The 24,583-nt window shown below is 29.5% G+C and carries 25 protein-coding genes; 15 read left to right on the plus strand and 10 right to left on the minus strand.

Annotation, left to right across the window (positions count from 1 at the left end):
* The first annotated feature begins 22 nt into the window (after positions 1 to 22).
* From tpx to ribB, 6 genes are all read left to right on the plus strand, one after another.
* A complete protein-coding gene (tpx, locus tag MHN29_RS06835) occupies positions 23 to 520 on the plus strand; it encodes a thiol peroxidase (RefSeq protein ID WP_235273789.1) in 498 nt (165 codons plus the stop codon).
* 4 nt (positions 521 to 524) lie between these two features.
* The gene (locus MHN29_RS06840; protein ID WP_235273790.1) at positions 525 to 905 is read left to right on the plus strand and encodes a diacylglycerol kinase family protein; all 381 of its coding nucleotides are present in this window, start codon (positions 525 to 527) and stop codon (positions 903 to 905) included.
* Between the two features lie 27 nt (positions 906 to 932).
* Positions 933 to 3,383, plus strand: a complete 2,451-nt coding sequence (locus MHN29_RS06845) for a DNA translocase FtsK (protein ID WP_235273791.1) — start codon at positions 933 to 935, stop codon at positions 3,381 to 3,383.
* Between the two features lie 40 nt (positions 3,384 to 3,423).
* On the plus strand, positions 3,424 to 4,080 hold the full coding sequence (locus MHN29_RS06850; protein WP_235273792.1) for an outer membrane lipoprotein carrier protein LolA: 657 nt from the start codon (positions 3,424 to 3,426) through the stop codon (positions 4,078 to 4,080).
* Between the two features lie 90 nt (positions 4,081 to 4,170).
* On the plus strand, positions 4,171 to 5,616 hold the full coding sequence (locus MHN29_RS06855) for an LptF/LptG family permease (RefSeq protein ID WP_235273793.1): 1,446 nt from the start codon (positions 4,171 to 4,173) through the stop codon (positions 5,614 to 5,616).
* A gap of 2 nt (positions 5,617 to 5,618) precedes the next feature.
* Entirely contained in the window at positions 5,619 to 6,761 is a 1,143-nt protein-coding gene (gene ribB, locus MHN29_RS06860) for a 3,4-dihydroxy-2-butanone-4-phosphate synthase (RefSeq protein ID WP_235273794.1), read from the plus strand.
* A gap of 71 nt (positions 6,762 to 6,832) precedes the next feature.
* Here ribB and MHN29_RS06865 read toward each other — a convergent pair whose 3' ends face one another.
* The 4 genes from MHN29_RS06865 to MHN29_RS06880 all read right to left on the minus strand — a co-directional run bounded on the left by MHN29_RS06865 (position 6,833) and on the right by MHN29_RS06880 (position 10,511).
* On the minus strand, positions 6,833 to 7,774 hold the full coding sequence (locus tag MHN29_RS06865) for a nitronate monooxygenase family protein (protein WP_235273795.1): 942 nt from the start codon (positions 7,772 to 7,774) through the stop codon (positions 6,833 to 6,835).
* Between the two features lie 81 nt (positions 7,775 to 7,855).
* Entirely contained in the window at positions 7,856 to 9,094 is a 1,239-nt protein-coding gene (mnmA, locus tag MHN29_RS06870; protein WP_317208028.1) for a tRNA 2-thiouridine(34) synthase MnmA, read from the minus strand.
* Positions 9,095 to 9,111: 17 nt separating this feature from the next.
* A complete protein-coding gene (locus MHN29_RS06875; protein WP_235273797.1) occupies positions 9,112 to 9,768 on the minus strand; it encodes a hypothetical protein in 657 nt (218 codons plus the stop codon).
* A gap of 47 nt (positions 9,769 to 9,815) precedes the next feature.
* Positions 9,816 to 10,511 carry a toxin-antitoxin system YwqK family antitoxin gene (locus tag MHN29_RS06880; protein ID WP_235273798.1) on the minus strand — a complete coding sequence of 232 codons (696 nt, stop codon included), beginning with the start codon at positions 10,509 to 10,511 and terminating at the stop codon, positions 9,816 to 9,818.
* 63 nt (positions 10,512 to 10,574) lie between these two features.
* Here MHN29_RS06880 and MHN29_RS06885 point away from each other — a divergent pair, with 63 nt between their 5' ends.
* A complete protein-coding gene (locus MHN29_RS06885; protein WP_235273799.1) occupies positions 10,575 to 11,153 on the plus strand; it encodes an adenylosuccinate lyase in 579 nt (192 codons plus the stop codon).
* Positions 11,154 to 11,160: 7 nt separating this feature from the next.
* Positions 11,161 to 12,216, plus strand: a complete 1,056-nt coding sequence (locus MHN29_RS06890; protein ID WP_235273800.1) for a serine hydrolase — start codon at positions 11,161 to 11,163, stop codon at positions 12,214 to 12,216.
* Between the two features lie 25 nt (positions 12,217 to 12,241).
* On the opposite strand, the gene MHN29_RS06895 is transcribed toward MHN29_RS06890, so the two are convergent.
* Positions 12,242 to 13,081 (minus strand): thioredoxin family protein, encoded by an 840-nt coding sequence (locus MHN29_RS06895; RefSeq protein WP_235273801.1) that lies wholly within the window; start codon positions 13,079 to 13,081, stop codon positions 12,242 to 12,244.
* Positions 13,082 to 13,356: 275 nt separating this feature from the next.
* On the opposite strand from MHN29_RS06895, the gene MHN29_RS06900 reads away from it, so the two are divergent.
* Positions 13,357 to 13,587 carry a bacteriocin gene (locus MHN29_RS06900; protein WP_235273802.1) on the plus strand — a complete coding sequence of 77 codons (231 nt, stop codon included), beginning with the start codon at positions 13,357 to 13,359 and terminating at the stop codon, positions 13,585 to 13,587.
* Between the two features lie 32 nt (positions 13,588 to 13,619).
* Here MHN29_RS06900 and MHN29_RS06905 read toward each other — a convergent pair whose 3' ends face one another.
* The 3 genes from MHN29_RS06905 to MHN29_RS06915 all read right to left on the minus strand — a co-directional run bounded on the left by MHN29_RS06905 (position 13,620) and on the right by MHN29_RS06915 (position 15,790).
* Positions 13,620 to 14,459 carry a sterol desaturase family protein gene (locus tag MHN29_RS06905; RefSeq protein ID WP_235273803.1) on the minus strand — a complete coding sequence of 280 codons (840 nt, stop codon included), beginning with the start codon at positions 14,457 to 14,459 and terminating at the stop codon, positions 13,620 to 13,622.
* A 70-nt stretch (positions 14,460 to 14,529) separates the two neighbouring features.
* Positions 14,530 to 15,195 carry a class I SAM-dependent methyltransferase gene (locus MHN29_RS06910; RefSeq protein WP_370630561.1) on the minus strand — a complete coding sequence of 222 codons (666 nt, stop codon included), beginning with the start codon at positions 15,193 to 15,195 and terminating at the stop codon, positions 14,530 to 14,532.
* A gap of 52 nt (positions 15,196 to 15,247) precedes the next feature.
* A complete protein-coding gene (locus MHN29_RS06915) occupies positions 15,248 to 15,790 on the minus strand; it encodes a YkgJ family cysteine cluster protein (RefSeq protein ID WP_235273804.1) in 543 nt (180 codons plus the stop codon).
* Positions 15,791 to 15,880: 90 nt separating this feature from the next.
* On the opposite strand from MHN29_RS06915, the gene argS reads away from it, so the two are divergent.
* From argS to MHN29_RS06940, 5 genes are all read left to right on the plus strand, one after another.
* Positions 15,881 to 17,656 (plus strand): arginine--tRNA ligase, encoded by a 1,776-nt coding sequence (gene argS, locus MHN29_RS06920; RefSeq protein WP_235273805.1) that lies wholly within the window; start codon positions 15,881 to 15,883, stop codon positions 17,654 to 17,656.
* A gap of 17 nt (positions 17,657 to 17,673) precedes the next feature.
* Positions 17,674 to 18,225 carry a hypothetical protein gene (locus tag MHN29_RS06925; RefSeq protein WP_235273806.1) on the plus strand — a complete coding sequence of 184 codons (552 nt, stop codon included), beginning with the start codon at positions 17,674 to 17,676 and terminating at the stop codon, positions 18,223 to 18,225.
* Positions 18,226 to 18,251: 26 nt separating this feature from the next.
* The gene (lpdA, locus tag MHN29_RS06930; RefSeq protein ID WP_235273807.1) at positions 18,252 to 19,640 is read left to right on the plus strand and encodes a dihydrolipoyl dehydrogenase; all 1,389 of its coding nucleotides are present in this window, start codon (positions 18,252 to 18,254) and stop codon (positions 19,638 to 19,640) included.
* Positions 19,641 to 19,734: 94 nt separating this feature from the next.
* Positions 19,735 to 21,009, plus strand: a complete 1,275-nt coding sequence (locus MHN29_RS06935) for a S41 family peptidase (protein ID WP_235273808.1) — start codon at positions 19,735 to 19,737, stop codon at positions 21,007 to 21,009.
* A gap of 48 nt (positions 21,010 to 21,057) precedes the next feature.
* The gene (locus tag MHN29_RS06940; RefSeq protein ID WP_235273809.1) at positions 21,058 to 21,513 is read left to right on the plus strand and encodes a heavy metal-binding domain-containing protein; all 456 of its coding nucleotides are present in this window, start codon (positions 21,058 to 21,060) and stop codon (positions 21,511 to 21,513) included.
* Between the two features lie 66 nt (positions 21,514 to 21,579).
* Here MHN29_RS06940 and MHN29_RS06945 read toward each other — a convergent pair whose 3' ends face one another.
* Together MHN29_RS06945 and MHN29_RS06950 are read right to left on the minus strand one after the other, a co-directional pair.
* Positions 21,580 to 22,440, minus strand: coding sequence for a DUF5694 domain-containing protein (locus MHN29_RS06945; RefSeq protein ID WP_235273810.1), 861 nt, complete (start codon positions 22,438 to 22,440; stop codon positions 21,580 to 21,582).
* Positions 22,441 to 22,451: 11 nt separating this feature from the next.
* Positions 22,452 to 23,324, minus strand: coding sequence for a DUF5694 domain-containing protein (locus tag MHN29_RS06950; RefSeq protein WP_235273811.1), 873 nt, complete (start codon positions 23,322 to 23,324; stop codon positions 22,452 to 22,454).
* Positions 23,325 to 23,533: 209 nt separating this feature from the next.
* Here MHN29_RS06950 and MHN29_RS06955 point away from each other — a divergent pair, with 209 nt between their 5' ends.
* Positions 23,534 to 24,580: a sensor histidine kinase gene (locus tag MHN29_RS06955; protein WP_235273812.1), complete on the plus strand. Its 1,047-nt coding sequence runs from the start codon at positions 23,534 to 23,536 to the stop codon at positions 24,578 to 24,580.
* Positions 24,581 to 24,583 lie beyond the last annotated feature (3 nt).

A 24,583-nucleotide genomic window follows, 5' to 3' on the forward strand; every position in this document is an offset into this window, starting at 1 on the left:
ATTTTCTTAAAAACTGAAAAAAATGGCTTCAATAACATTACAAGGAAACCCAGTAGAAACAGTAGGTAACTTACCTGAAACTGGAAATAAAGCAATGGATTTTTCATTAGCAGCAACAGATTTATCAATCAAAAGTTTAAGTGATTTTTCGGGAAGCCGATTAATTTTAAATATTTTTCCAAGTGTTGACACTGGAACATGTGCTACTTCGGTTAGAGAGTTTAATAAAAAAGCATCTAGCTTAGAAAACACTAAAGTTTTATGTATTTCTAGAGATTTACCTTTTGCACAAGGACGTTTTTGTGGAGCTGAAGGAATAGAAAACGTTGTAATGTTATCTGATTTTTCTACAGGTAGCTTTGGTAAAGATTATGGTTTAGAAATTAAAGACGGACCTCTTTCTGGATTACACTCTCGTTGTATTGTTATTATAAACGAAGAAGGTAACGTTACCTACACTGAACAAGTTTCAGAAATTGTTGACGAACCTAATTATGAAGCAGCTTTAAAAGCTCTATAGATTTATGAAAAACCCGAATGACGGATATTTTAAAGGCAGACTCCGTAGTATGAAGTTTGCCTTAAAAGGAATGTGGCTATTAATTACCACAGAAGATAGTATCAAAGCACAATTTAGTATTGCTATTATAGCTACTATTGTTGGTTTTTACTTTAATATTTCTGCTTCTGAATGGATGTTTCAATGTTTAGCTATCGGAATGGTTTTAGTTGCTGAAGCTTTAAATACTGCTGTTGAAAAAGTTGCAGATTTTATTCATCCAGATTACCACAAAAAAATTGGTTTTATAAAAGACATCGCAGCTGGAGCACCTGCTTTTGCAGCTTTAATATCACTAGTAATTGCTGGTATTATCTATCTTCCTAAAATAATAGCTATATTGTAGCGTTCAATTTATTTCTAACAAAAATACATGGCAAAAAAAAAGACAACTGTTCAAAAAAAACAACCTAAAACCAATTTATTTAAAAAGGTTTCGTCTTTCTTTTCTAATAGACAAAATCAAACTATTACTGGTGCTTTTTTAATACTGTTTTCAATATTTTTAACAGTTGCTTTCATCTCTTTTTTCTTTTCTTGGCAAGAAGATCAAAGCACTTTAACACAATTTGCAGATAAAAAAATTCCGACTAAGAATTTGTTAGGTAAAATAGGAGCTAAATTGAGCAACTTTTTTATTTATAAAGGTTTTGGATTGGGGTCTTTTCTTATCCCTCTTACTTTATTTTTAACAGGTTCTAGAGTTTTACTTCAAGCAAACCTAAAAAGAATATTACCTTCTTGGAACTGGGGATTATTAATAATGCTTTGGATTTCTACAGCCTTAGGGTTTGTAGAAAAAAAGAATGCTTTATTATCAGGTGTTATTGGTTTTGAACTTAATGAATACTTACAAACGTTTTTAGGTAAAACTGGTGTCATAATATTATTATTATTCTTCCTAATCACTTATCTAATTACACGATTTAGCATTACACCTGAGAAAATAAACGAGCAAATAAAGTCAAATAAGGAAAAACAAGATGCTAAAAAAGCAGCTGCTGAAATAGCTGCAAAAGAAAAAGCTTCAGAAGAAATTAAAGAAGCAGAAGAAACTGAAGTAGAAAGTAAAAAATCTAGTTTCGAAATTTCAGTTGAAGATTTACAACCTACAATTTCTAAACATTCAGAAACACAAACTTCAACTCCCCCTCCTACTGTAAATAAAGAGGAAGTTGTTTTAGATCCTAATATAAATAATGAACCAACTTTAACAGTTTCTGAAGAAACAAAGAAAGAAGTTGAAGTAGCTATCGAAAAAGTTTCAGAAGAAAAAAGTGTTACTGAAAACTTATCAAATCAATTAGTAAAGGATTTTGGTGAATTTGACCCTACTTTAGAATTAGGTAATTACAAGTTCCCAACATTCAACTTATTAAAAGAATATAACGAAACAATTTCAATAGACCCAGAGGAACTTGAAGCTAATAAAAACCGAATTGTAGAAACACTTAAAAACTACAAAATTGGTATTGCTCAAATTAAGGCTACTGTAGGTCCAACTATTACATTATATGAAATTGTACCCGAAGCAGGTATTCGAATTTCAAAAATTAAAAACCTAGAAGACGATATTGCTTTATCACTTTCGGCATTAGGAATTCGTATTATTGCTCCAATTCCTGGTAAAGGAACGATTGGTATTGAGGTACCAAATAAAAAGTCTACTATTGTTTCAATGCACTCTGTTATTTCTTCAAAGAAATTCCAAGAAAGTCAAATGGAACTTCCAGTTGCATTAGGTAAAACTATTGCCAATGAAACACTTGTAGTCGATTTAGCTAAAATGCCACACTTATTAATGGCTGGGGCAACAGGACAAGGAAAATCTGTAGGATTAAATGCAGTATTAACGTCACTTTTATATAGAAAACATCCAGCTGAAGTAAAGTTCGTATTAGTTGACCCTAAAAAAGTAGAACTTACTTTATTTAATAAAATTGAGCGTCATTATTTGGCTAAATTACCAGATACTGATGATGCTATTATTACAGATACTACCAAAGTAGTAAATACTTTAAATTCACTTTGTATAGAAATGGATGCTCGTTACGACCTGTTGAAAACAGCAATGGTACGTAACATTAAAGAGTACAATGCTAAGTTTAGAGCTCGTAAATTAAACCCTGAGAATGGACATAAATTTTTACCATACATTGTTTTAGTTATTGATGAATTTGCTGACTTAATTATGACAGCTGGTAAAGAAGTAGAAACACCTATTGCTCGTTTAGCACAACTAGCACGTGCTATTGGAATTCACTTAATAGTAGCAACACAACGTCCGTCTGTAAATGTAATTACTGGTATTATTAAAGCTAACTTCCCTGCCAGAATAGCATTTAGGGTAACTTCAAAAATAGATTCGAGAACTATTTTAGATGCACCAGGTGCTGATCAGTTAATTGGTCGTGGAGATATGTTATATTCTGGAGGAAACGATATTACTCGTATTCAATGTGCTTTTGTTGATACTCCTGAAGTAGAAAAAATAACCGATTTTATTGGTTCACAACGTGCTTACCCAGAAGCTCATCTATTACCAGAATACGTTGGTGAAGAAGGTGGCACAAATGTTGATATAGACATAGCAGACCGTGATAAACTCTTTAGAGAAGCAGCTGAAGTAATTGTAACAGCACAACAAGGTTCAGCTTCTTTATTACAACGTAAATTGAAATTAGGTTACAACAGAGCAGGTAGATTAATTGATCAATTAGAAGCAGCAGGAATTGTTGGTCCTTTCGAAGGTAGTAAAGCCAGACAAGTATTAGTTCCTGATTTTGTTGCACTAGAACAATTATTAGAAAACGAAAAAAAATAACAATTAAAAAAATTCCGAAAAACGGAAGCAAAACAATAAAATGAAAAAAGTTGGATTATTATTTATTGGATTATTTATTAGCTTAAATACCATAGTTGGACAAAATACTTCTTCAGAAGCTAAAAGCCTTTTAGATGAAGTATCTACTAAAATGGGAGCCTATAAAAATATGATTATCGGTTTTAATTCTTCCCTAGTAAATAGAGAAGCAGGGATTACAAATGATCCACCTATTAGAGGAAAGATTACACTTTCTGGTGAAAAATATAATTTAGATTATTTAGGTAACCACTTTCTTTTTGATGGAAAAAAATTAGTTGTTATCAATCAAGAAGAAAAAGAAATTAGTGTTACCAATGGTGATTTAGATGAAGAAGATGGATTTATTTATCCTTCTAAATTATTAACTTTTTATAAGGAAGGTTACAATTTCTCAATGGGGAAATTAAAAAATAGCAATGGTAGAAAAATCCAGTTTGTAGACTTAACTCCTATTGATAGCAATTCTGATATTATTAAGGTTCAATTAGGGATAGATGCTAAAACAAAGCATATTTATAAGCTAGTTCAAATAGGTTCTAATGGAGCAGAAACTACGTTTACTATAACTAAGTTTAAAAGCAATCAACCTATTTCTAAAAACCTATTCTCTTTTGATAAAGAAAAGTATTTAAAACAAGGATACTTTATCGATTAATACATAAAAACAAGTTTTGTTAATAATACTTTTAAAATCATTAACAAAACTTTTGTTTTTTTATTCACCTAACCTACTAACTTTGCATCTGTGAAAATACTAGACAGATATATTTTAAAAAGTTTTTTAAGACCTTTTTTAGCAACTTTCCTAATCATCTTATTTGTATTAGTAATGCAAGCCATGTGGCTTGCTTTTGATAATTTTGCAGGTAAAGGAATTAGTGTACCAATTATTCTAAAATTTCTTTGGTATACTACTCTTTTGATGGCTCCTCAAGCTCTACCTATTGGAGTATTACTTTCTTCAATTATGACTTTGGGTAGTTTATCTGAGAACTACGAATTTGCTGCAAGCAAATCTGCTGGAGTATCTTTACCTCGAATGGTACGTCCATTAATTTTTTTAACACTCATACTAAGTGGAATTAATTTTCTGTTTCTAAACAATGTATATCCATATGCTATGTTGAAACAGTTAAATATGAAAATCAATATTAAACTGAAACAACCTGCAATAGCTCTAGTCGCTGGTAGTTTTAATGCTGAATTACCAAATTTTCAAATTAAGTTTGATGAAAAATATGGTGAAGAAGAAAACCTTTTAAAAAAGGTAATGATTTATGATTTATCTGCTAAGAAAGGAAATAATAAAATTATTACTGCAGAAAAAGGTAAAATTATTACTGAAGAAGGTAGCAGATATATGACCTTAGTTTTAGAAGATGGCTATTATTTTGAAGGACATCTAAGAAAAGCTAGATATAAAGACTCTCAAAAAATGCCTGCCTCTCACGCATATTTTGATGAATATATCATTAATATAGATATTTCTTCACTAACAGGTAAAGATGTTGAGAAGGAAAACTATACTCGACAGTATAATATGTTAAGTTTAAATCAACTAAAAGATACCTTGCCTACTATGAAAACAAATTATGATAATTTTATTTCTAATAGAGCAAAAAATTTATTTTTAAATATCGACTTAAACCACTTACACTCTTATCCTGATTCTTTAGCTAATAAAAAGCTTTCTTCAAACATATTAGAGAACTTTGACATTAATCAACAACAAACCATTATTAATAGTGCTAGTTCAAAAGTTAAACGTACGATAAGTAATGATAAATCAAACAAGCAAACTTTAAAAAACAAAAGAAAATATCTTAACTTATATGATATTGAGTTTTATAACAGGGTAGCTTTTTCTTTCTCTTGTTTATTGCTTTTCTTTATTGGAGCACCACTTGGTTCTATTATACGAAAAGGAGGTATGGGCTTACCTATGATTTTAGCTATTGGAGTTTATGTAACATATTTTTTTAGTAATACTTTTGGAAGAAACTTAGCTGAAGAAAGCTCTCTTACAGCTATCACAGGATCTTGGCTAAGTGTATTTTTAATGCTACCTTTGGCATTAACATTAACAATAAGAGCAACTAAAGACAAAGGGCTTTTTGATATAAAAGGGCTTTTCACAAAACTATTCAGCTTTTTTAACAACCTATTCTCTAAAAAAGAGAAAACAACATAAAAATGACAACACACACAACAGCTAAAGTTAAATTAAACACGATTGAAGAAGCTATTGAAGACATAAAAAACGGTAAAGTTATTATTGTCGTTGATGATGAAGATCGTGAAAATGAAGGTGATTTTTTAGCAGCAGCTAACAAAGTTACTCCGGAAATGGTAAACTTTATGGCTACTCATGGTAGAGGTTTAATTTGTACTCCTCTTACTGAAGACAGATGTAAAGAATTAGAGTTAGGAATGATGGTAAACAATAATACCGATCCTATGGAAACTGCTTTTACAGTTTCTGTAGATTTACGCGGTAAAGGTGTTACCACTGGTATTTCTGCTTCTGATAGAGCTAAAACTATTCAAGCACTTGTAGATCCTGAAACTAAACCTTTTGACCTTGCTAGGCCTGGGCATATCTTCCCTTTAAAAGCAAAAAACGGAGGTGTTTTAAGAAGAACTGGTCATACTGAAGCTGCTATTGATTTTGCTAGATTAGCTGGCTTAGAACCTGCTGGAGTTATTGTTGAAATCATGAACGAGGATGGTACTATGGCTCGTTTACCTCAATTATTAGAAGTTGCTAAAAACTTTGATTTAAAAATAGTTTCTATTGAAGATTTAGTAGCTTATAGAATGGAGCATGATTCTTTAATTGAAAAGAAAGAAGATTTTAACATTCAAACACGTTTTGGAGATTTTCGTTTACGCGCCTACCAACAAACTACGAATAAACAAATACATATTGCATTAACTAAAGGAACTTGGAGCAAGGATGAACCAATTTTAACAAGAATAAACTCAACTCTTGTTAATAATGATATTCTTGGAACTTTAACCAATAATGCTGATAAGAAGTTGGATCAAATGTTTAAAGTTGTGAATGACGAAGGTAAAGGTGCAATTGTTTTTATAAATCAACAGAGTCAGGCTTTAAATTTATTAAACCGTTTACGTGGTTTAAAAGAAAATCAAGCCAAAGGAATAATGAAAGCTCCTAAAGTAACTATGGATAATAGGGATTTTGGTATTGGTGCTCAAATATTACACGATTTAAATATTCATAAATTACGCTTAATTTCTAATACCGAACAGACTAAAAGAGTTGGTATGATTGGTTACGGATTAGAAATTGTAGATTATGTAAATTATTAAAAGATTACAACCAAATAAAAAAGAGGAAGTTTAAACTTCCTCTTTTTTATTTACAAGTAAAACTTTTCGAATTACAATGAGTTCATTGATGTTTTAACTTCATTAAAATCGGCTATAATACTTTCTAGAACTTCTTTTGCTGGTTTTATTTCATGGATTAATCCAGCTACTTGACCAATTTCTAACTCTCCTTCTTCCAAATCTCCTTCAAACATTCCTTTTTTAGCTCTAGCTCTACCTAACAACTCTTTTATTTCCTCTATTGAAGGATTTTGTTGATACAATTCCTGAACTTCATTATAGAACTTATTTTTAACCAAACGTACTGGTGCTAGTTCTTTTAAAGTTAAATGAGTATCACCATCTTTAACCCCTAAAATAGTTTGTTTAAAATTATCGTGAGCAGAAGATTCTTTTGTTGCAGCAAAACGGCTTCCTATTTGAACTCCATCAGCACCTAAAACCATTGCTGCCAACATACCTCTACCCGTTCCTATTCCTCCTGCAGATATAACAGGTATTTTTACCTGTTCTTTTACCATTGGTATTAACGTAAATGTAGTTGTCTCTTCTCTACCATTATGTCCACCTGCTTCAAAACCTTCACAAACCACTGCATCAACACCAGCTGCTTCTGCTTTTAACGCAAATTTTACTGAACTTACTACATGCACTACAGTAATTCCTTTTTCTTTTAAAAAGCTAGTCCATGTTTTTGGATTTCCTGCTGAAGTAAAAACAATCTTTACACCTTCTTCTACAATAATATCCATAATCTTTTCGATATCTGGATATAACATTGGTACATTAACTCCAAAAGGTTTGTCAGTTGCTTTTTTACACTTTTGTATGTGTTCTCTTAACACATCTGGATACATCGATCCAGCACCAATTAAACCTAGACCTCCTGCATTAGATACAGCAGATGCTAACTTCCATCCTGAAACCCAAATCATTCCTCCTTGAATAATTGGATATTGTATATTAAATAATTTAGTAATCTTATTTTGCATAAGGTAAATGTACAATCATTAAATAGTAAGCACAAAAAAACCTCGAATAATTCGAGGCTTAATTTTATAATAAATTACTTTTTAAGAAATCACACCAGAACCTAAAAGTTCTTCATCTTTATACCAAGCAACAAATTGTCCTTCTTGAATAGCTGATTGTGGATTTTCAAAGGCAACATACAAGCCTTTTTCTACACTATATAATCTTGCTTTTTCTAATTTCTGACGATAACGTATCCTTGCTTCCACTTCCATTTCTTCACCTGGATTTAATGTTAAATCGGTACGTACCCAATGTAGTTCCTCATTGGAAACAAATAAAACATTTCTATATAAACCAGGGTGATTTTTACCTTCTCCTGTATAAATTATATTCTCATCTACATCTGTTTCAATAACAAATAATGGTTCTTTTGTTCCTCCAACAGCTAATCCTTTACGTTGACCTTTGGTGAAATAATGAGCTCCTTGATGCTTACCTACCACATCTCCATCTTCATTTTTGTATGAAAATTTAGTTGATAAATACTCTAATTCTGCTTCTTTATTTTCAAATTTTGGAGCTACTCTATTATATTGCTCGAAACTATTTGGTATTCTTATGATTTGCCCCTCTTTAGGTTGTAATTTTTGTTGCAAAAAATCTGGTAATCTTACCTTACCTATAAAACATAATCCTTGAGAATCTTTTTTATCTGCCGTGATTAAATCAGCCTCTTTAGCTATTTCTCTAACTTCTGGCTTTGTTAACTCGCCTATTGGAAATAATGCTTTTGATAATTGTTTTTGAGACAACTGACACAAAAAGTAAGATTGATCTTTATTCGTATCTTTTCCTGCCAATAATTTATATACTGGCTCTCCGTCAATTATTTCTTCTGATTTTCTACAATAGTGACCAGTAGCCACATAATCTGCTCCTAAGCCTAATGCAATATCCATAAATACATCAAACTTAATTTCTCGATTACATAAAACATCTGGATTTGGAGTACGACCTTTCTCATACTCATTGAACATATAGTCTACTATACGTTCTTTATATTGCTCACTTAAATCTACAGTTTGGAAAGGTATCCCTAATTTTTCTGCAACAATCATTGCATCGTTGCTATCTTCTAACCAAGGACATTCATCGGAAATAGTAACCGAATCGTCATGCCAGTTTTTCATAAACAAGCCTATAACTTCATAACCTTGCTCTTTTAGTAAATAAGCTGTTACACTACTATCTACACCTCCTGAAAGTCCTACTATTACTCTTTTCATTCTTTCTTTTTGAAGGTGCAAATTTACGAAATCCTTTCCATTATTTACTATGGAAAGAATTGATGAAACTATTGAAGAAATTGATGTACTCTTACATAACTTAATTCCTCCTTATTATCTGTCGATTTTAATGTAAGTTTATCTTTTTCAACTGTAAATTTATAAAATTTGAATTTTGGGGTATCTCCATAATTTACCATTTGTAATTCTGGTTTATGCCCATGAATTTTATAGATACCATATTTCTTCTTTTTTGAAGAATTTTCTATGACATAAGTATTATCCCATCTTAGATGTAGCGTTGATGTTGGGTTTATAACTTTTTTTGAAATGCTATCTACCTTCTTAGATTTTAATCCCCAAAGTCCTAGTAATTTATTACCTTCTGAAGTAGGGATTTTATTTATTCTTTCTAAATATACTGTAACATGCTCACCTTCTTCTTTCCTTTCCCATAACATTTTATGCTCTTTGATTTCAACTTTAAAAGGCTCTGATGTATCAGTAATTCCATTTTCATCAACAACAACCAACCTATTACCTTTTAAACTCCAAGTTCCATAAGAATGTTGCAACCAGCCATTACCGGATATTTGAGTAGAATCTTCTTTAAAATTCATCCATCGAGCATTAGGAGTCATTTCTTCTTTACCTACTTTCACTTTTTTTACTAACCAAAGTCCAGTGAACTTATTAGTTTCTTTATCTTCATCACAGGAAATCAAGAAACTCAGTGTTAATAGTAAAATAAAACTCCTAAGCATATTCTTTTTTATTTGTTCTTAAGCTCAGACAATTTCATTCGCTTCTTTTTATTTACTACTTCTCCATCCATATAAAACTCCCACTTCCCTATTCTCTTTCCATCTTTATACATTCCTTTTTCTTTTATTCCTCCTTTTAAATCGTAATATTTCCCTTCTCCTTCTAACTTTCCATCTTTATAAAAAACATCTTCAATTAAAATACCAGATTCTGTAAAAGTTTTAGAAACTCCATTTTTCTTCCCGTCCATATAAGAAGTTTCTTGGGTTACCTTTCCATTAGGATAATAGTTTTTAAGAATTCCATCTAACTTTCCATCTTTATATTCTTCTTCAGAAAACAACTTTCCATTAGCAAAATAGTATATCCATTTTCCAATACGCTTTTTTCCTAACATTTTACCTTCACTCTTTAATTTACCTAAATCGTTATAAAATTTAACTGTAGCTATCTCTTTATTATACGTTTTTACAATTACTGGTTGTGTTGAAGAAGTATTAGAATAAAACTTAAAAACTCCTACTTCTTTACCATTTTTAAACTGCCCAGAATAACGAACCTTACCATTGTCATAAAATTTCTTCCATACACCAGTTCGTTTTCCATTTGCATCAAATTGATTTATTTTTTGTGCTTCAGTTGAAACAATAAAAAAAGCTGATAATAAAAGTGCAATTGAAAATATCCTTTTTATATTTAGCATTGATAATTCTTTTTATTTAGTTGTATAACTTACTTATTTCAAAAATACATAAACCATACCAATATGAGTATTGATTTTTTAGTTTCTGTTTTAAATGATATGGAGAACCCTGCTAGAGTAAACAGAAACAATGCTGCTATTATTGTATTAGAGCAGCCAAAATTAATAAAATCTTTAGTTGATTTAACTTTTGATGTTGATAATAAATTATCTATCAAAGCAGCTTGGGTATTGGAATGGATTTGTACACATCATGATATTGAACATATTCACCCTTATCTAAACTTCTTTACTGAAAATATTTCTAAAGTACATTTTGATAGTGCTATTAGACCTTGTGCTAAAATTTGTGAACATTTGGCAGTTGCTTATACTTCAAAAAAAGAAAACAACACTCAAAAAGTATTAACTCAAAAGCACATTGAAAGTATTATTGAAGCTGGGTTCGACTGGTTAATTACCGATCAAAAAATAGCTGTTAGAGCCTATACCATGACTTCTTTATATTTATTTGGCTTAGAAAAAGATTGGGTTCATCCTGAGTTAAAACATTTAATTAGTTCTAAAATAATTCATGAAAGCAAAGGCTGTAAAGCTCGTGGTAAAAAAATTTTAGAAATGATTGAAAAAACAAAAACATAATAAACCTATGAAAACAAGAATTAACTTATTATTACTATTCCTTTGTTTTACAATATTATCAAACGCTCAATTTAAAGACGAAGCTACAAATTTGACCAAAAATTTTATGGAAGAGCAAAAAATTCCTGGGCTCTCAATTTCTGTATCAAAAAAAGGTAGAATTATTTGGTCTGAAGGATTTGGTTATTCAGATCTTAAAAATAAGATAAAAATATCTCCCAAAAACACTCAATTTAGAATTGCTAGTATTTCCAAAACATTAACAGCTGTTGCTTTAGCAAAACTTATTGACGATAATAAATTGAACTTAAACAATAGCTTATATACTTATGTTCCTGATTTTCCTAAAAAAGATTACGACTTTACCATTCGTCAAATTGCAGGACACACAGCTGGAATTAGGCATTATAAAGGTTCAGAATTTTTGATAAATGATAAAATGTCTATTGTTGAGGGGCTAGATATATTTAAAGAATCTGATTTACTCTTTAAACCAGGAACCAATTTTAAGTATAGTACTTATGGATGGAATTTGTTGAGTGTTGTTATTCAAAATATTAGTAAAAAAGATTTTTTTGACTTTATGAATGATGAAGTTTTTGTGCCTTTAAAAATGACTAAAACTATGGTAGATAAATCTGATACAGAAAACACAAATAGAACTCAATTCTATTTAAAAAGAAGAGGAAAAATAATTATTGGCCCTAAAGTGAGTAATGAATTTAAAGCTGCTGGTGGTGGTTTTTTATCTACTTCTGAAGATTTAATTTTATTTGGAAATGAATTTATAAATCCTCAAATAATAACAACAAATTCATTAGCTAAACTTACTACCTCTAATAAAACTAATAATGGTAAAAAAACAAATTATGGTATTGGTATAAGTATTCGTAAAACTAAAAACAACACAACTAAATTAAGTCATTCAGGAGGTGGTATTGGTGCCTCTTCAATGCTATTAATTTACCCTGATGAAGAAATTGTAATTTCTATTCTTACTAATTTGTCAGGTGTAAAAATGCGCAATTATATAAAAGGACTAGAAAATATATTTATTCAATAAAAAAGAGGCTTTTAAGCCTCTTTCTTTATATCTTTCTTGATTTTAAAAGATATTTTTTAAATCCTTTATCTTCTTTAAGTTTGTTATACCAAACTTTAGCATTCTCCTTATCTTCTAACTTTTTATACGCTACAAAATGTATAAAATCATATAAAGTTTTATTTTCTGGTAAAATTCTTTTCTCTTCAAACTTATTATCCAGAAATTTTAAAGCCTTATCATTTTTTCCCATTATAAGCATCTTATATGCATTTCCTAGCAAATCAGCTTTTTGAGAAAACTTTTCATTGTATTCTTTTTTATTAGTAGTCTTTTTTAATTTTTTTAAATAGGTAGAAGCTAATTTTATGAATTTAAACTTCACACTTTCATCAACATATAATGAAGTATCAAAATATTTTTCAGCAATAGATAAAGTTAAATCAGGTGTTGGTTTTTTATAAAAATTTGAAAAATCTTCTTGAAAACTCTTTGTATTTATTGCGTATTTTTTTAAAACTCTAAGCATATGAGTTTTATCCTTATACCCAGTTTCATTAAATACCACTTCTCCATTTGCATCTACTATCAAAACATAAGGTATTCTATTAGCTGAGTATTTATTACTTACTTTTCTAAAAACATCAATATCAATTTTTAAAGGAACATAAGCGCTAAGTACTTCTTGTATTTCTGGTTTATTCCAAGTGTCAGATTCCATTTTTTTACAAGGAACACACCATGTAGCCCAAAAATCGATTAAAATTAATTTATTGGTCGCAATCGACATTTTCTTTGCATCTTCAAAAGAAGTCATCCATTGAGTAGCATTACCTTTCTGGATTATAGATATAAAAAACACAGCAGTTATAAATAACTTTTTCATAATTCTTTAATTTTTAGCAATTAATAAAATCAAATCTACTAAATCATCTATAAAACTCCTAGTAATCATATTTTATATAATTGTTAATATTTTACCACATTTATAAAAAATTAACTACAACACAGATATACCTAATATTTTTTAAAGAAAAAACCTCAATTAAACTAAAAAAAATATTTCGGAAGGTTATTCCCTTGTTTCGAAAATTTATACAAAACTATAGGTATAAATAATGATACTTTTAAAATCAATATTAATAATTAAACTATAAAATTATGTCGAAAAAGATTTTAAAATTAAATGATGTGAAAGAGCTTAACAAAGCTATGATGAAACAAATTTCTGGAGGTGCAAATGAATACCTTTGCTTTAAAGCAGATGGTTCAAGTTTTAGTTCAACTACTGATGTGTCTTCATCTTCTATAAATTGTTCAATTGTAGCTGAAGTTGTAGCTCCACAAGACGATTATTTCGAATTTAATTATCACGATCATATCAGACCTTAATAAAAAAGCGAGCCTAAAGCTCGCTTTTATTTTTATTGAATCTCTTCTAAGTTTGTTGGTCTTCTATATCCTGCAAATGGTTGTTTTAGTAATTCTTTTAAACTAGAGTTTTTTTCTTCATCAGGAAAAGTATCTACACCATATACTATTTTTTCACGATCTAACTCCATATAAGTTCCAAATAATCGATCCCAAATAGAAAAAATATTCCCATAGTTAGAATCGGTATAAGGTAATAAATTATGATGATGTACTTTGTGCATGTCTGGCGAAACCAGTACATAACTCAATATTTTATCAAGTCTTCTAGGCATTTTAATATTTGCATGTGTTAATTGTGTAAATATTAATGACATTGACTGATACAACATAATAATTGCAATTGGAGTTCCCACTAAAAAGACTCCTAATAATGTAAATGTAAAACGTATTACGCTTTCTAATGGATGATGTCTGTTGGCTGTAGTAGTATCTACTTTATGATCTGAATGATGTACTAAATGTACCATCCATAATGGTTTTACTTTATGTTCTACATAATGCGCTAAATAAGCTCCAAAAAAATCTAAAAATAATACACCTAAAACTACATATAACCATAAGGGCATTGTTGGCAACCAATTAATCAAACCAAAATTATTAGCTTGAACCCAATCAGCAGTTTTTAATAATAAAAAAGCAAGTGTAAAATTTATAATAACTGTAGTTCCAGTAAAAAATAAATTAGGCCATGCATGCTTCCATTTATTGTATTTAAACTTAAACAAAGGCACAACACTTTCTAATAGCCAAAAAAAAGTAATTCCTCCTACTAAAATTATACTCCTATGACTTGATGGAATTGTTTCAAAATAATTAACTATAGTATCCAATATGAAATATTTTCCTTAAAAATAAGAAAAAGTTTTGAGTAACTAATTCTCTATACTCTATCTTCAACAATCAAAAAACCTCTAAAAGAGTTGTTACAATAATACCTTTATTATTAGGTAAAGGAATAGATAATAATTGTTGTTGTTCTTTAATTCTAAAATTAAACGGAGATACTAATAAATTTAAACCACTTTTCTTTTTCAGTCTGGTACCTTGTCCTGAAATAATGTCTTTATTTGGTTCAAAATCTCCCTCTGGTAAATGCTCAGTTAAAATAATGTATTTAAAAGCTGATAGCTTAGCAACTATCCGTTTTACTTCTGCATTTGACAAATGCTGTAAAACTTGTCGAATCATCACACAATCTGCAATTGGTAGTTCTTCTTCTGCAATGTCTAAACAACGAAATTCTAAATTTTCTTTTTTAAACTTTTCTTTATTGTAAGCTATTAAGTTTGGTACAATATCTACTCCAACATATTTTTTGGTGTACTTAACTAATTGTTTTCCTACATTAAAATCGCCACAACCTAAATCACATACAGTTAAGCCTTTTTTAAAAGAATTTAGAAAAGAAGTTATTACTTCTATATAAGGTTTTACAATGTCAATATTATGAGAACCATCTCCTGAATAAAACTCTGAAGTATTACCTCCCCAAAGATTCTTTTCATAAACTTGAACCATAGCATCTTTAGTAGGCCATGGTTTCTTTTGTTTTTTAGGTTTCATCATTTTCTTTTTCTTAGATAGTTATCTAGAAATAGAAAAACTTAAAAAATATTTTTTAAGACCTTTTCTCTCTAGAAGATCTCCTCACTTTTTTATTAGATTGTAAAGGCACTCGTTTTTTTAACTCTTCAACAATTCTATACGTAGCTGGACAAACCTCTGTGTTTTTGACCGTCAAATCTGTTAATTGAATAAACTTTCTACGATTGGTATGTGGATATTCAGCACAAGCTTTCGGACGTACATCATAAATAAAACAAGTATTATCACGTTCATCTAAAAAAGTACAAGGAGCAGATTTTAACACCATAAAATCGTCCGAATCGCGCTCTAAATATTGGTTTACAAAATCACGAGCCTTCATCCTTAAGTGCTTAGAAATACGTTCAATGTCTTTATCTGTAAACATTGGACTTGTAGTTTTACAGCAATTACCACAAGTTAAACAATCGGTACGTTCAAACTCTTTATCATGTAATTCTTGCATGATAAGGTCTAAGTTTTTAGGTGTACGTTTTTTTAATGTAGCAAAATATTTTTTATTCTCTTTTTCTACATCTTGTGCTAACTTTTGTAAGTTTTCTAGGTCTTTATCCATGTTGCAAAAATACCTATATAAATTGTTAGAATCAGTTTAAATATCATCCAAATAAATTATGTAATTTTGCACTTCAATTTTTAATAACTAATGAGCATACAAACCTTAATAGAAACTAAAGTAAAGGAAGGTTTTTTAACCTTGTATAATATTGAAATTCCAAGTGTTGAGTTTCAAACAACCCGTAAAGATTTTGAAGGAGACATCACTGTTGTGGTATTTCCTCTTTTAAGGTACAAGAAAGGAAACCCTGTACAAATTGGTGAAGATTTAGGAGCTTATTTAGTAGAAAATGTTGAAGATATAAGTAGTTATAACGTAGTTAAAGGTTTTTTAAACTTAGTTATAAATGATAGTTTTTATACTAAATTCTTTAATGAAATTGCTAAAGAAACTACTTATGGATTTGTTACTCCTTCAGCAAATGAATCATCAAGAATGGTTGAATATTCATCTCCTAATACCAATAAACCATTACACTTAGGACATGTTCGTAATGTATTATTAGGTTATGCTGTTTCTGAAATTATAAAAGCTTCAGGAAAAAAGGTTTACAAAACTCAAATCATAAACGATAGAGGTATTCATATTTGTAAATCAATGCTAGCTTGGCAAAAGTTTGGTAATGGTGAAACTCCTGAATCAACTGGCTTAAAAGGAGATAAATTAGTTGGTAATTACTATGTAAAGTTTGACCAAGAATACAAAAAAGAAATTGCTGATTTAGTTGCTAGCGGTTCTTCTGAAGATGATGCTAAAAAGCAAGCTCCTTTATTTGTTGAAGCACAAGAAATGTTGCGTAAATGGGAAGCTGGAGATAAAGAAGTTGTTGCCCTATGGGAAACAATGAACTCTTGGGTTTATGAAGGTTTTGATGTAACCTATAAAAACATTGGAGTTGATTTCGACAAGTTATATTATGAAAGTAACACCTACCTTTTAGGAAAAGATGTCATTGAAGAAGGATTAAAAAACGGTATTTTCTTCAAAAAAGAAGATGGTTCTGTTTGGTGCGATTTAACTGATGAAGGTTTAGATGAAAAATTAGTGTTACGTTCTGATGGAACTGCTGTATATATGACTCAAGACATTGGTACAGCAATTCAACGTTCTAAAGACATGCCAGATGTTGGAGGAATGGTTTATACCGTTGGTAACGAGCAAGATTATCACTTTAAAGTATTATTCTTGATACTTAAAAAGTTAGGATATTCTTGGGCTGAACAATTATATCACTTAAGTTATGGTATGGTTGATTTACCTTCTGGAAAAATGAAATCTCGTGAAGGAACTGTAGTAGATGCTGATGATTTAATGACTGAAATGACTGATACTGCTCGTACAATTTCACAAGAGCTAGGAAAATTAGAAGGGTATTCTGAAGAAGAAAAAGAAGAGTTATATAAAATTATTGGATTAGGAGCTTTAAAGTATTTTATTTTAAAAGTAGACCCTAAAAAGAGAATTTTGTTTGACCCTAAAGCTTCTGTTGATTTCCAAGGAAACACAGGACCTTTTATCCAATATACTTATGCTAGAATTCAATCAATTTTAAGAAAGGCAGATTTTGATTATTCAAACCCTGTTTCGGTTGAATTACATGCAAAAGAAAAAGAATTAATTAAATTATTAGAATTATATCCTGAAACAATTCAGCAAGCAGCTAAGAACTACTCTCCTGCTATAATTGCTAACTACACGTACGACTTAGTAAAAGAGTTTAACTCATTTTATCAAAACGTACATATTTTAGGAGAAGAAAATCAAGATAAAAAAGTATTTAGAGTTCAGTTATCTAAAAAGATAGCGGACACTGTAAAATCAGCATTCAGGTTATTAGGAATTCAGGTTCCTGAAAGAATGTAAAAATTATTTATTTATTTATGAGAGAGAAGCTTTTTATTATTTTTTGTTTTATTTCTTTTGCTTTGTTTAGTCAATACAAAGCTGGTAGTATCTATCTTAAAGATGGATCTATTATTACTGGAGATATTAAAATTGTAAAGTATAATAGAATTGTATTGAAAAAAAACGATTCAAAAAAAGGCTTTGATCATAACCTTGTAACTAAAGTAGTCTTTAATGATTCAATAGAACATCATTATAAGAAAAGAAGAAAAACAATATTATTATTAAAAAGAGAAGTTAGTGGTCCCTTAGAATTATATTCTTTGGCTTCATATTTTTCAGGTTTTTCAGATGGATCAGGAGCTGAGATGTATATGAACTATTACCTTGGTAAAAAAGGTAATGATTTTGTAAACTCCATTCCTTCTAAAATTGGAAAAAAACGTTTTAGAAAATTTATCACTGAATATGCTCCCAACTGTAAAAAGTTTTTAGACAAAATTCAAGATAAAAAAAGTATAAGGTCTAACTTTGATTCCAATATTGTTAACATAGTAAATTATATTAATAATAATTGTAAAGAATAAACAAACAACAAGTAAAAATAAACGACATGAAATACGACGTATTAATAATCGGAAGTGGTCCTGGTGGTTATGTAACTGCTATTAGAGCTTCTCAATTAGGATTTAAAGTTGCAGTAGTAGAAAAAGAAAACTTAGGTGGGATTTGTTTAAACTGGGGATGTATTCCTACGAAAGCATTATTAAAATCTGCTCAAGTGTATGATTATTTAAAACATGTTGATGAGTACGGATTAAAAGCAGAAGCAATCGATAAAGATTTTGATGCTGTAATTAAACGTAGCCGTGGTGTTGCTGAAGGAATGAGCAAAGGTGTTCAATTCTTAATGAAGAAAAACAAAATTGATATTATTGACGGATTTGGAAAGGTTAAACCTGGAAAAAAAGTTAATGTTACTGATAAAGATGGTAAAGTAACTGAATATAGTGCAGACCATATTATTATAGCTACTGGAGCTCGTTCTCGTGAGTTACCAAACTTACCACAAGATGGTAAAAAAGTAATTGGTTACCGTGAAGCTATGAGTTTACCTACACAACCAAAATCTATGATTGTTGTTGGTTCTGGAGCTATTGGAGTTGAGTTTGCTCACTTCTACAATTCAATGGGAACTGAGGTTACTGTTGTTGAATTTATGCCAAACATTGTACCAGTTGAAGATAAAGATGTTTCTAAGCAAATGGAGCGTTCTTTTAAGAAAGCTGGAATTAAAGTAATGACTAGCTCTTCTGTAGAGTCAGTTGATACTTCTGGTGATGGTGTAAAAGCTACTGTTAAAACTAAAAAAGGGGAACAAATTTTAGAAGCAGATATCGTTTTATCGGCTGTTGGAATTAAAACAAATATTGAAAACATCGGATTAGAAGATGTTGGAATTATTACTGATAGAGATAAAATTTTAGTAAACGATTGGTACCAAACTAACATTCCTGGATACTATGCTATTGGTGATGTTACTCCTGGTCCAGCTTTAGCACACGTTGCTTCTGCTGAAGGAATTACATGTGTTGAAAAGATTGCTGGTGTTCATACAGAAGCTATCGATTATGGAAACATTCCTGGTTGTACTTATGCGACTCCAGAAATTGCATCTGTTGGTTTGACTGAAGAAAAAGCAAAAGAAGCTGGATACGAGTTAAAAGTTGGTAAATTCCCATTCTCTGCTTCAGGAAAAGCAAAAGCAGCTGGAACTCCTGACGGATTTGTAAAAGTAATTTTTGATGCTAAATACGGCGAATGGTTAGGATGCCATATGATTGGTGCTGGTGTAACTGATATGATTGCTGAAGCTGTTTTAGGTCGTAAATTAGAAACTACTGGACACGAAGTATTAAAAGCTATCCACCCTCACCCAACAATGAGTGAAGCAGTAATGGAAGCTGTAGCTGATGCTTATGACGAAGTAATTCACCTATAAAAAGATTATATATTTTTTAACTAAAACCTCACCTATTGGGTGAGGTTTTTATTTTTAATTTGATCTTGAAAATTAATTATCAATTAAAAAAGCTATGAAAAAAATTTTATTTTCCTTTTTGGTTATTATTTGCTGTTATTCTTATGCTCAACAAATATCCAATGAAGATTGGACAACAGATTTAAATTTTTTAAAAACAGAATTGGCTAAGAAACATAAAAACTTATTTTTTAAAATAAGTAAGCAAGATTTTGAAAAAGAAATTGAATCTATAATAAATTCTTTAGAAAAAGATACTAATATTGAAACCTCAATAAAACTTACCCAGTTAATTGCTAAAGTAGGCGATACTCATACTAACTTAAGTATATCTCATCTACTAAGAAAAAGAAAAACACTTCCTTTAGGCCTCATTTGGTTTGAAGATGGATTGTATATAAATGCTACCTCAAAAGATAATTATGAAATTTTAGACAAAAAGTTAATTGCAATTAACAACTACAAAATCGAGACTATTATCGATAGCTTAAAAACACTATTTGTCCCTGAAAACAGAGCCGTTATCAATCAAAATAGTAAAAGATTATTATCTAAACATGTCTTATTAAAACACTTTGGTTTTGCTAAACCTAACGATAGTATTTACAATTTAAAATTAACCGATCAATCAGGTAAAATAACCAATTATAAACTTAAAGAGGTAGATATTCCTACGAAAAGATATAGAAATAAAATTTACATGAGAGTTAATGCTCAAAAACCATTTTATATGAATGGTAGTCGTAAAATTTTTAAAGAGAAATATTTTCCTGAAGAAAAAATTTATTTCGTTCAATATAATAAATGTGTTAGTAGAGAAACTGTAGAAAAATACGGAAAAAAAGAATTTGCCTACAGATTTCCTTCTTTTAAAAAATTTGAAACTAAAGTTTTAAAAGAACTAAATGAAAATAAAAACATTGACAAACTTATTTTTGATATGAGATTTAACAAAGGTGGTAGTTCTTATTTAGCTGAAAACTTAATTAAAGAAATTGCTAATAATAAAAAGATCAATCAGAAAGGAAAACTTTTTGTCGTAGTAGGTAATGATACTTTTTCATCAGCTATTTTTAATACTGTTGATTTTAAAAATAACACTAATGCAATTATAATTGGTGAAGAAACTGGAGGAAAACCAAATCATTATGGAAATATTAAATCATTTGCTCTTCCTTATTCAAGAATTAAAGTTACCTTTTCTTCAGATTTTTACAAGTTGAGTGATAAAAATGAAAATACAATTACTCCCGATGTTCTTATAAGAACACAATATGATGATTTTAAAAAAGGAATAGATCCTATTTTCGAATATGTTAAAAAACAATAAGAAAAGATAAAACCTCACCGTTTTGGTGAGGTTTTTTTATCTTTGGACATGAAAAAATTTTTCCCACTATTCGTAGTTTTATTAATGACCTGTTTTTCTTCTTGTAAAAAAGAAGAAAAGAAAACACCTGTACATCCTTTAAGCCTTCCATTTAATGAACGACCTATACCTACTCTTCCAAATAACAATATGTTAGGAGGTGGTGTTGTAGGAGGCGCGCATTATATATGTCCTAAAAGATGTAAAGGAGGAACTTCAAGTGAAAAAGGAGTTTGTCCAGTATGTAATTCAGCATTAGCTCATAACCAAGCTTTTCATAATAAACCAGCGAGCACTTCTAGTTCGCCAATGTCAACGCCTGTAACAAAACCAGCCTCTGGTCCAAATGCTAATGGCGAGTATCATTATAAATGTAAAAATGGTTGTGCTGGCGGTGAAGATGCAGCCGGTAAATGTAGAAGTTGCGCAGCAGACTTAGAACATAATGCTGCTTATCATAGTTAAAGATTACCTATTATAAAAGTATAAAAACCTCACCTATTTGGTGAGGTTTCTATTTGCTTGAATAATTTATTTTAAATAATCGAAAGTATTCACCATTACATATTTTGGACTTCTGCTTATAAAATCTCTAAAAAAAGCTGTATGACTTGCTCCCATCAATATAAATACACGGTCATTTTCTGTAAGTTCAATTCTATTTAAATTTGAATACATTCTTAAATTTCTTTGATAATATTTTGCTGCTTCATCTGCTCCTTCAAAATTATCTTTAGTCCCCACATGGGTTAACATATCTGCATTTACAGTTATTAAAAAATCTAGAAATCTATCGTGGTTTGTTTGTTTTAATTTATCTAAAAGATTTAGTTTGTTTTCATCATAATTAACTTCTGGGTAAAATTTTAATCGATTTTTATAAAACTTATCATGCCAAACAGGATCTATTTCATTGTTAATTTCACTTCCAATGTTATAATTATATCCCATCCTGTAATCTATTCCGTAAATTCGTTTTGTATTAGATAGCCTTCCTAATTCATAAGCTAATAATTCGACTTCATCTGGCTTTTTAAATTCCATTTCAGGATTTGCTATGTATTGCTTATATAGAGTTTGGAGTTTTTCATTATATGTTAGCGGAGTTTCTACAATAATAACTGTTGGCTTAAATTCAGCAAGCATAGCTGCTATTTTATGAACTTCTTGTTGATTTTTTTTATCATGTTCGTCAAACTCAGTTTTAGTGGCATCAGAAGTTTGCCCCATGTGAAAAGTTCCAAAATTTAAAATTGGTATTTTCTTTAAATCAGAATTTATTTCTTTTTTTACTTCTGAAACCTTATTTTCTTTTTCTTCGTTTGTCTTTTGTTTAGCGCATGAAACAGTTGACAAAATTGTTATTATAAGTATTAAATATATTCTTATCATTTTATTTTTAATTATAGTTTAGTTATTTCTTCAAAGTTTTTTAAATTAAAATCTACCGACGATTTTGCTAAGAAATTCAGAATTGATAAATGTCCAGCTCCCATTAAAACAAATACTTTATCCTCTCCTGCTTTGTTCATATTTAGAATATTTTGAAAAATCCTTAGATTTCTACTGTACCACCAAATCGAATTATCTGCTCCAAAATAATCTCCTTTCTCAGCTTCACCCATTTTAAATTCACCTATTAAATAATGTCCGTGGTTATGACTTACTACGTCAGGATTATTCATTATTTTAAAATACTCTACTAATGACATTTCTGTTTTTAACTTATCTCCTTTTTCATATAAACTAAAATAAGTATCATTAATATTCATTTCTCTTTTAATCATTTCCATTCCTGCTTTTTGAGCATAGTAGTTCTTCTTAGCTTTAAATTCTTTTTGAGTTAAACCACTTTTAAAGTTTCTTGACGGAGCATCAACAGCATAGAGTTTTTTGTGTCCTAACTCCTTTCCTAATCTGAAAGCCACTTGATATATTTCATTTGATTTTAGTCTAAACTTTCCTTCCAAATAGGCATTGTATAAGGAATCTAACTTTTTCTGATTGGTTGCTTTCCATTCTACTCCAATCTTAGTAGGTCCGTATTTTTTAATAACATTGAGTAACTCTCTTAATTCCTTTTGACGTTTCTCTGAAAAAATATCGACAGTATATTTTGGTTTATAACTATCTAATTGTGGATTTGCGAAATGAAATGATCCTAAGATTAATAAATCTGATGATTTTATATTTTTAAAATGTTCATCTATTTGAGTTTTTTGAGCAAATACAACACTTGTTATAAATAAAACGATAAATAAAATTCTAGTTTTCATGATTCTATAGTTTTGAATTCGATACTCCAAAAGTATTTACTAAGGCTAGCTAAAAACTCTAATTTCAACCAACACTAGTGTGTACCGTATCAACCCATCAAAAAATTACATCATAAATTTCGTTGTGTAGTTTTACTAGTTTGTCCTAAAAAACAGAAACTACATCTTAAAAAGAAAAAGAAAGTTACCTTTATAGCTACTTTTGAACTATGGAATTAAAAAAAACTTTTAAATATCACTTTATTCTTGGATTCATTATTGTTGGAATGGATCTTTTTAGAAGTTATATTACTGGTGGACACACAAACTTTATAGAAAAATATAATATTGTAGGAATTATTTTAAAAACTACTTTCTACATGACGTTTTTTAGTGTTTATGCTATTAATGTTGGTATTATTTGTCCTAAAACCTTAGCTAAAAACAATCTTGCCTATTTTATTTTAGGGCAAATATCTCTGTTTTTCATTTTTGCTGGGATTCGCTATTTATTAGAAGAAATAATAGTATACAATATTGCTGGATTTCATAATTATCATGAAAGTACCAGAACCTTTTGGTATTATGTTTTTGACAATTCTTATTATAGTTTACAGATAATTTTATTCAGTACTTTCATTTTTTTGTTATTCCGTTTTCTTGAGAATAAAAACAAAATTCACGAACTTAAACTAGAGCATCAACAAGCAGAATTAGATGCTTTAAAAACACAATTAGAACCTCATTTTCTATTTAATACTTTAAATGTTTTCTATTCTGAATTGGCAGATACCCAACCAGAAACTGCTAAAGGAATTTACAAACTTTCTGAACTATTACGATACCTTACTTATGAAGCTCAAAAAGATTACATGCCTTTAAAAAGAGAAATAAAGTTTATTAAGGATTATATTTATTTTTATGAAAAAAGGTTTGAAAATAACTTGTTTCTAAATCTATCTATAAAAGGGAATGTAGCAGAACAACAAATACCTTCTTTGGTTTTGGTTCATTTTATTGAAAATATTTGTAAACATGGTATCATCAATGATAAAAGCAACCCAGCTAATATTTCTATTACAATTAATGTAGATTCTTTAGAGCTCAAAACACAAAATAAAATTTCTACTGTTAAAAACTACAGCAGTACAGGAATTGGAAGAGAAAACTTAAAAAAACGATTAGAGTTACTTTTTGATAAAGAATTCATCTTTGAACATAAAGAGTTTAATAATACGTATACTACATATTTAAAAATACCAATCAAAGCCAACTAACTT

This window comes from Tenacibaculum sp. Cn5-46 (genome assembly GCF_022347705.1).
Classification (GTDB): domain Bacteria; phylum Bacteroidota; class Bacteroidia; order Flavobacteriales; family Flavobacteriaceae; genus Polaribacter; species Polaribacter aiptasiae.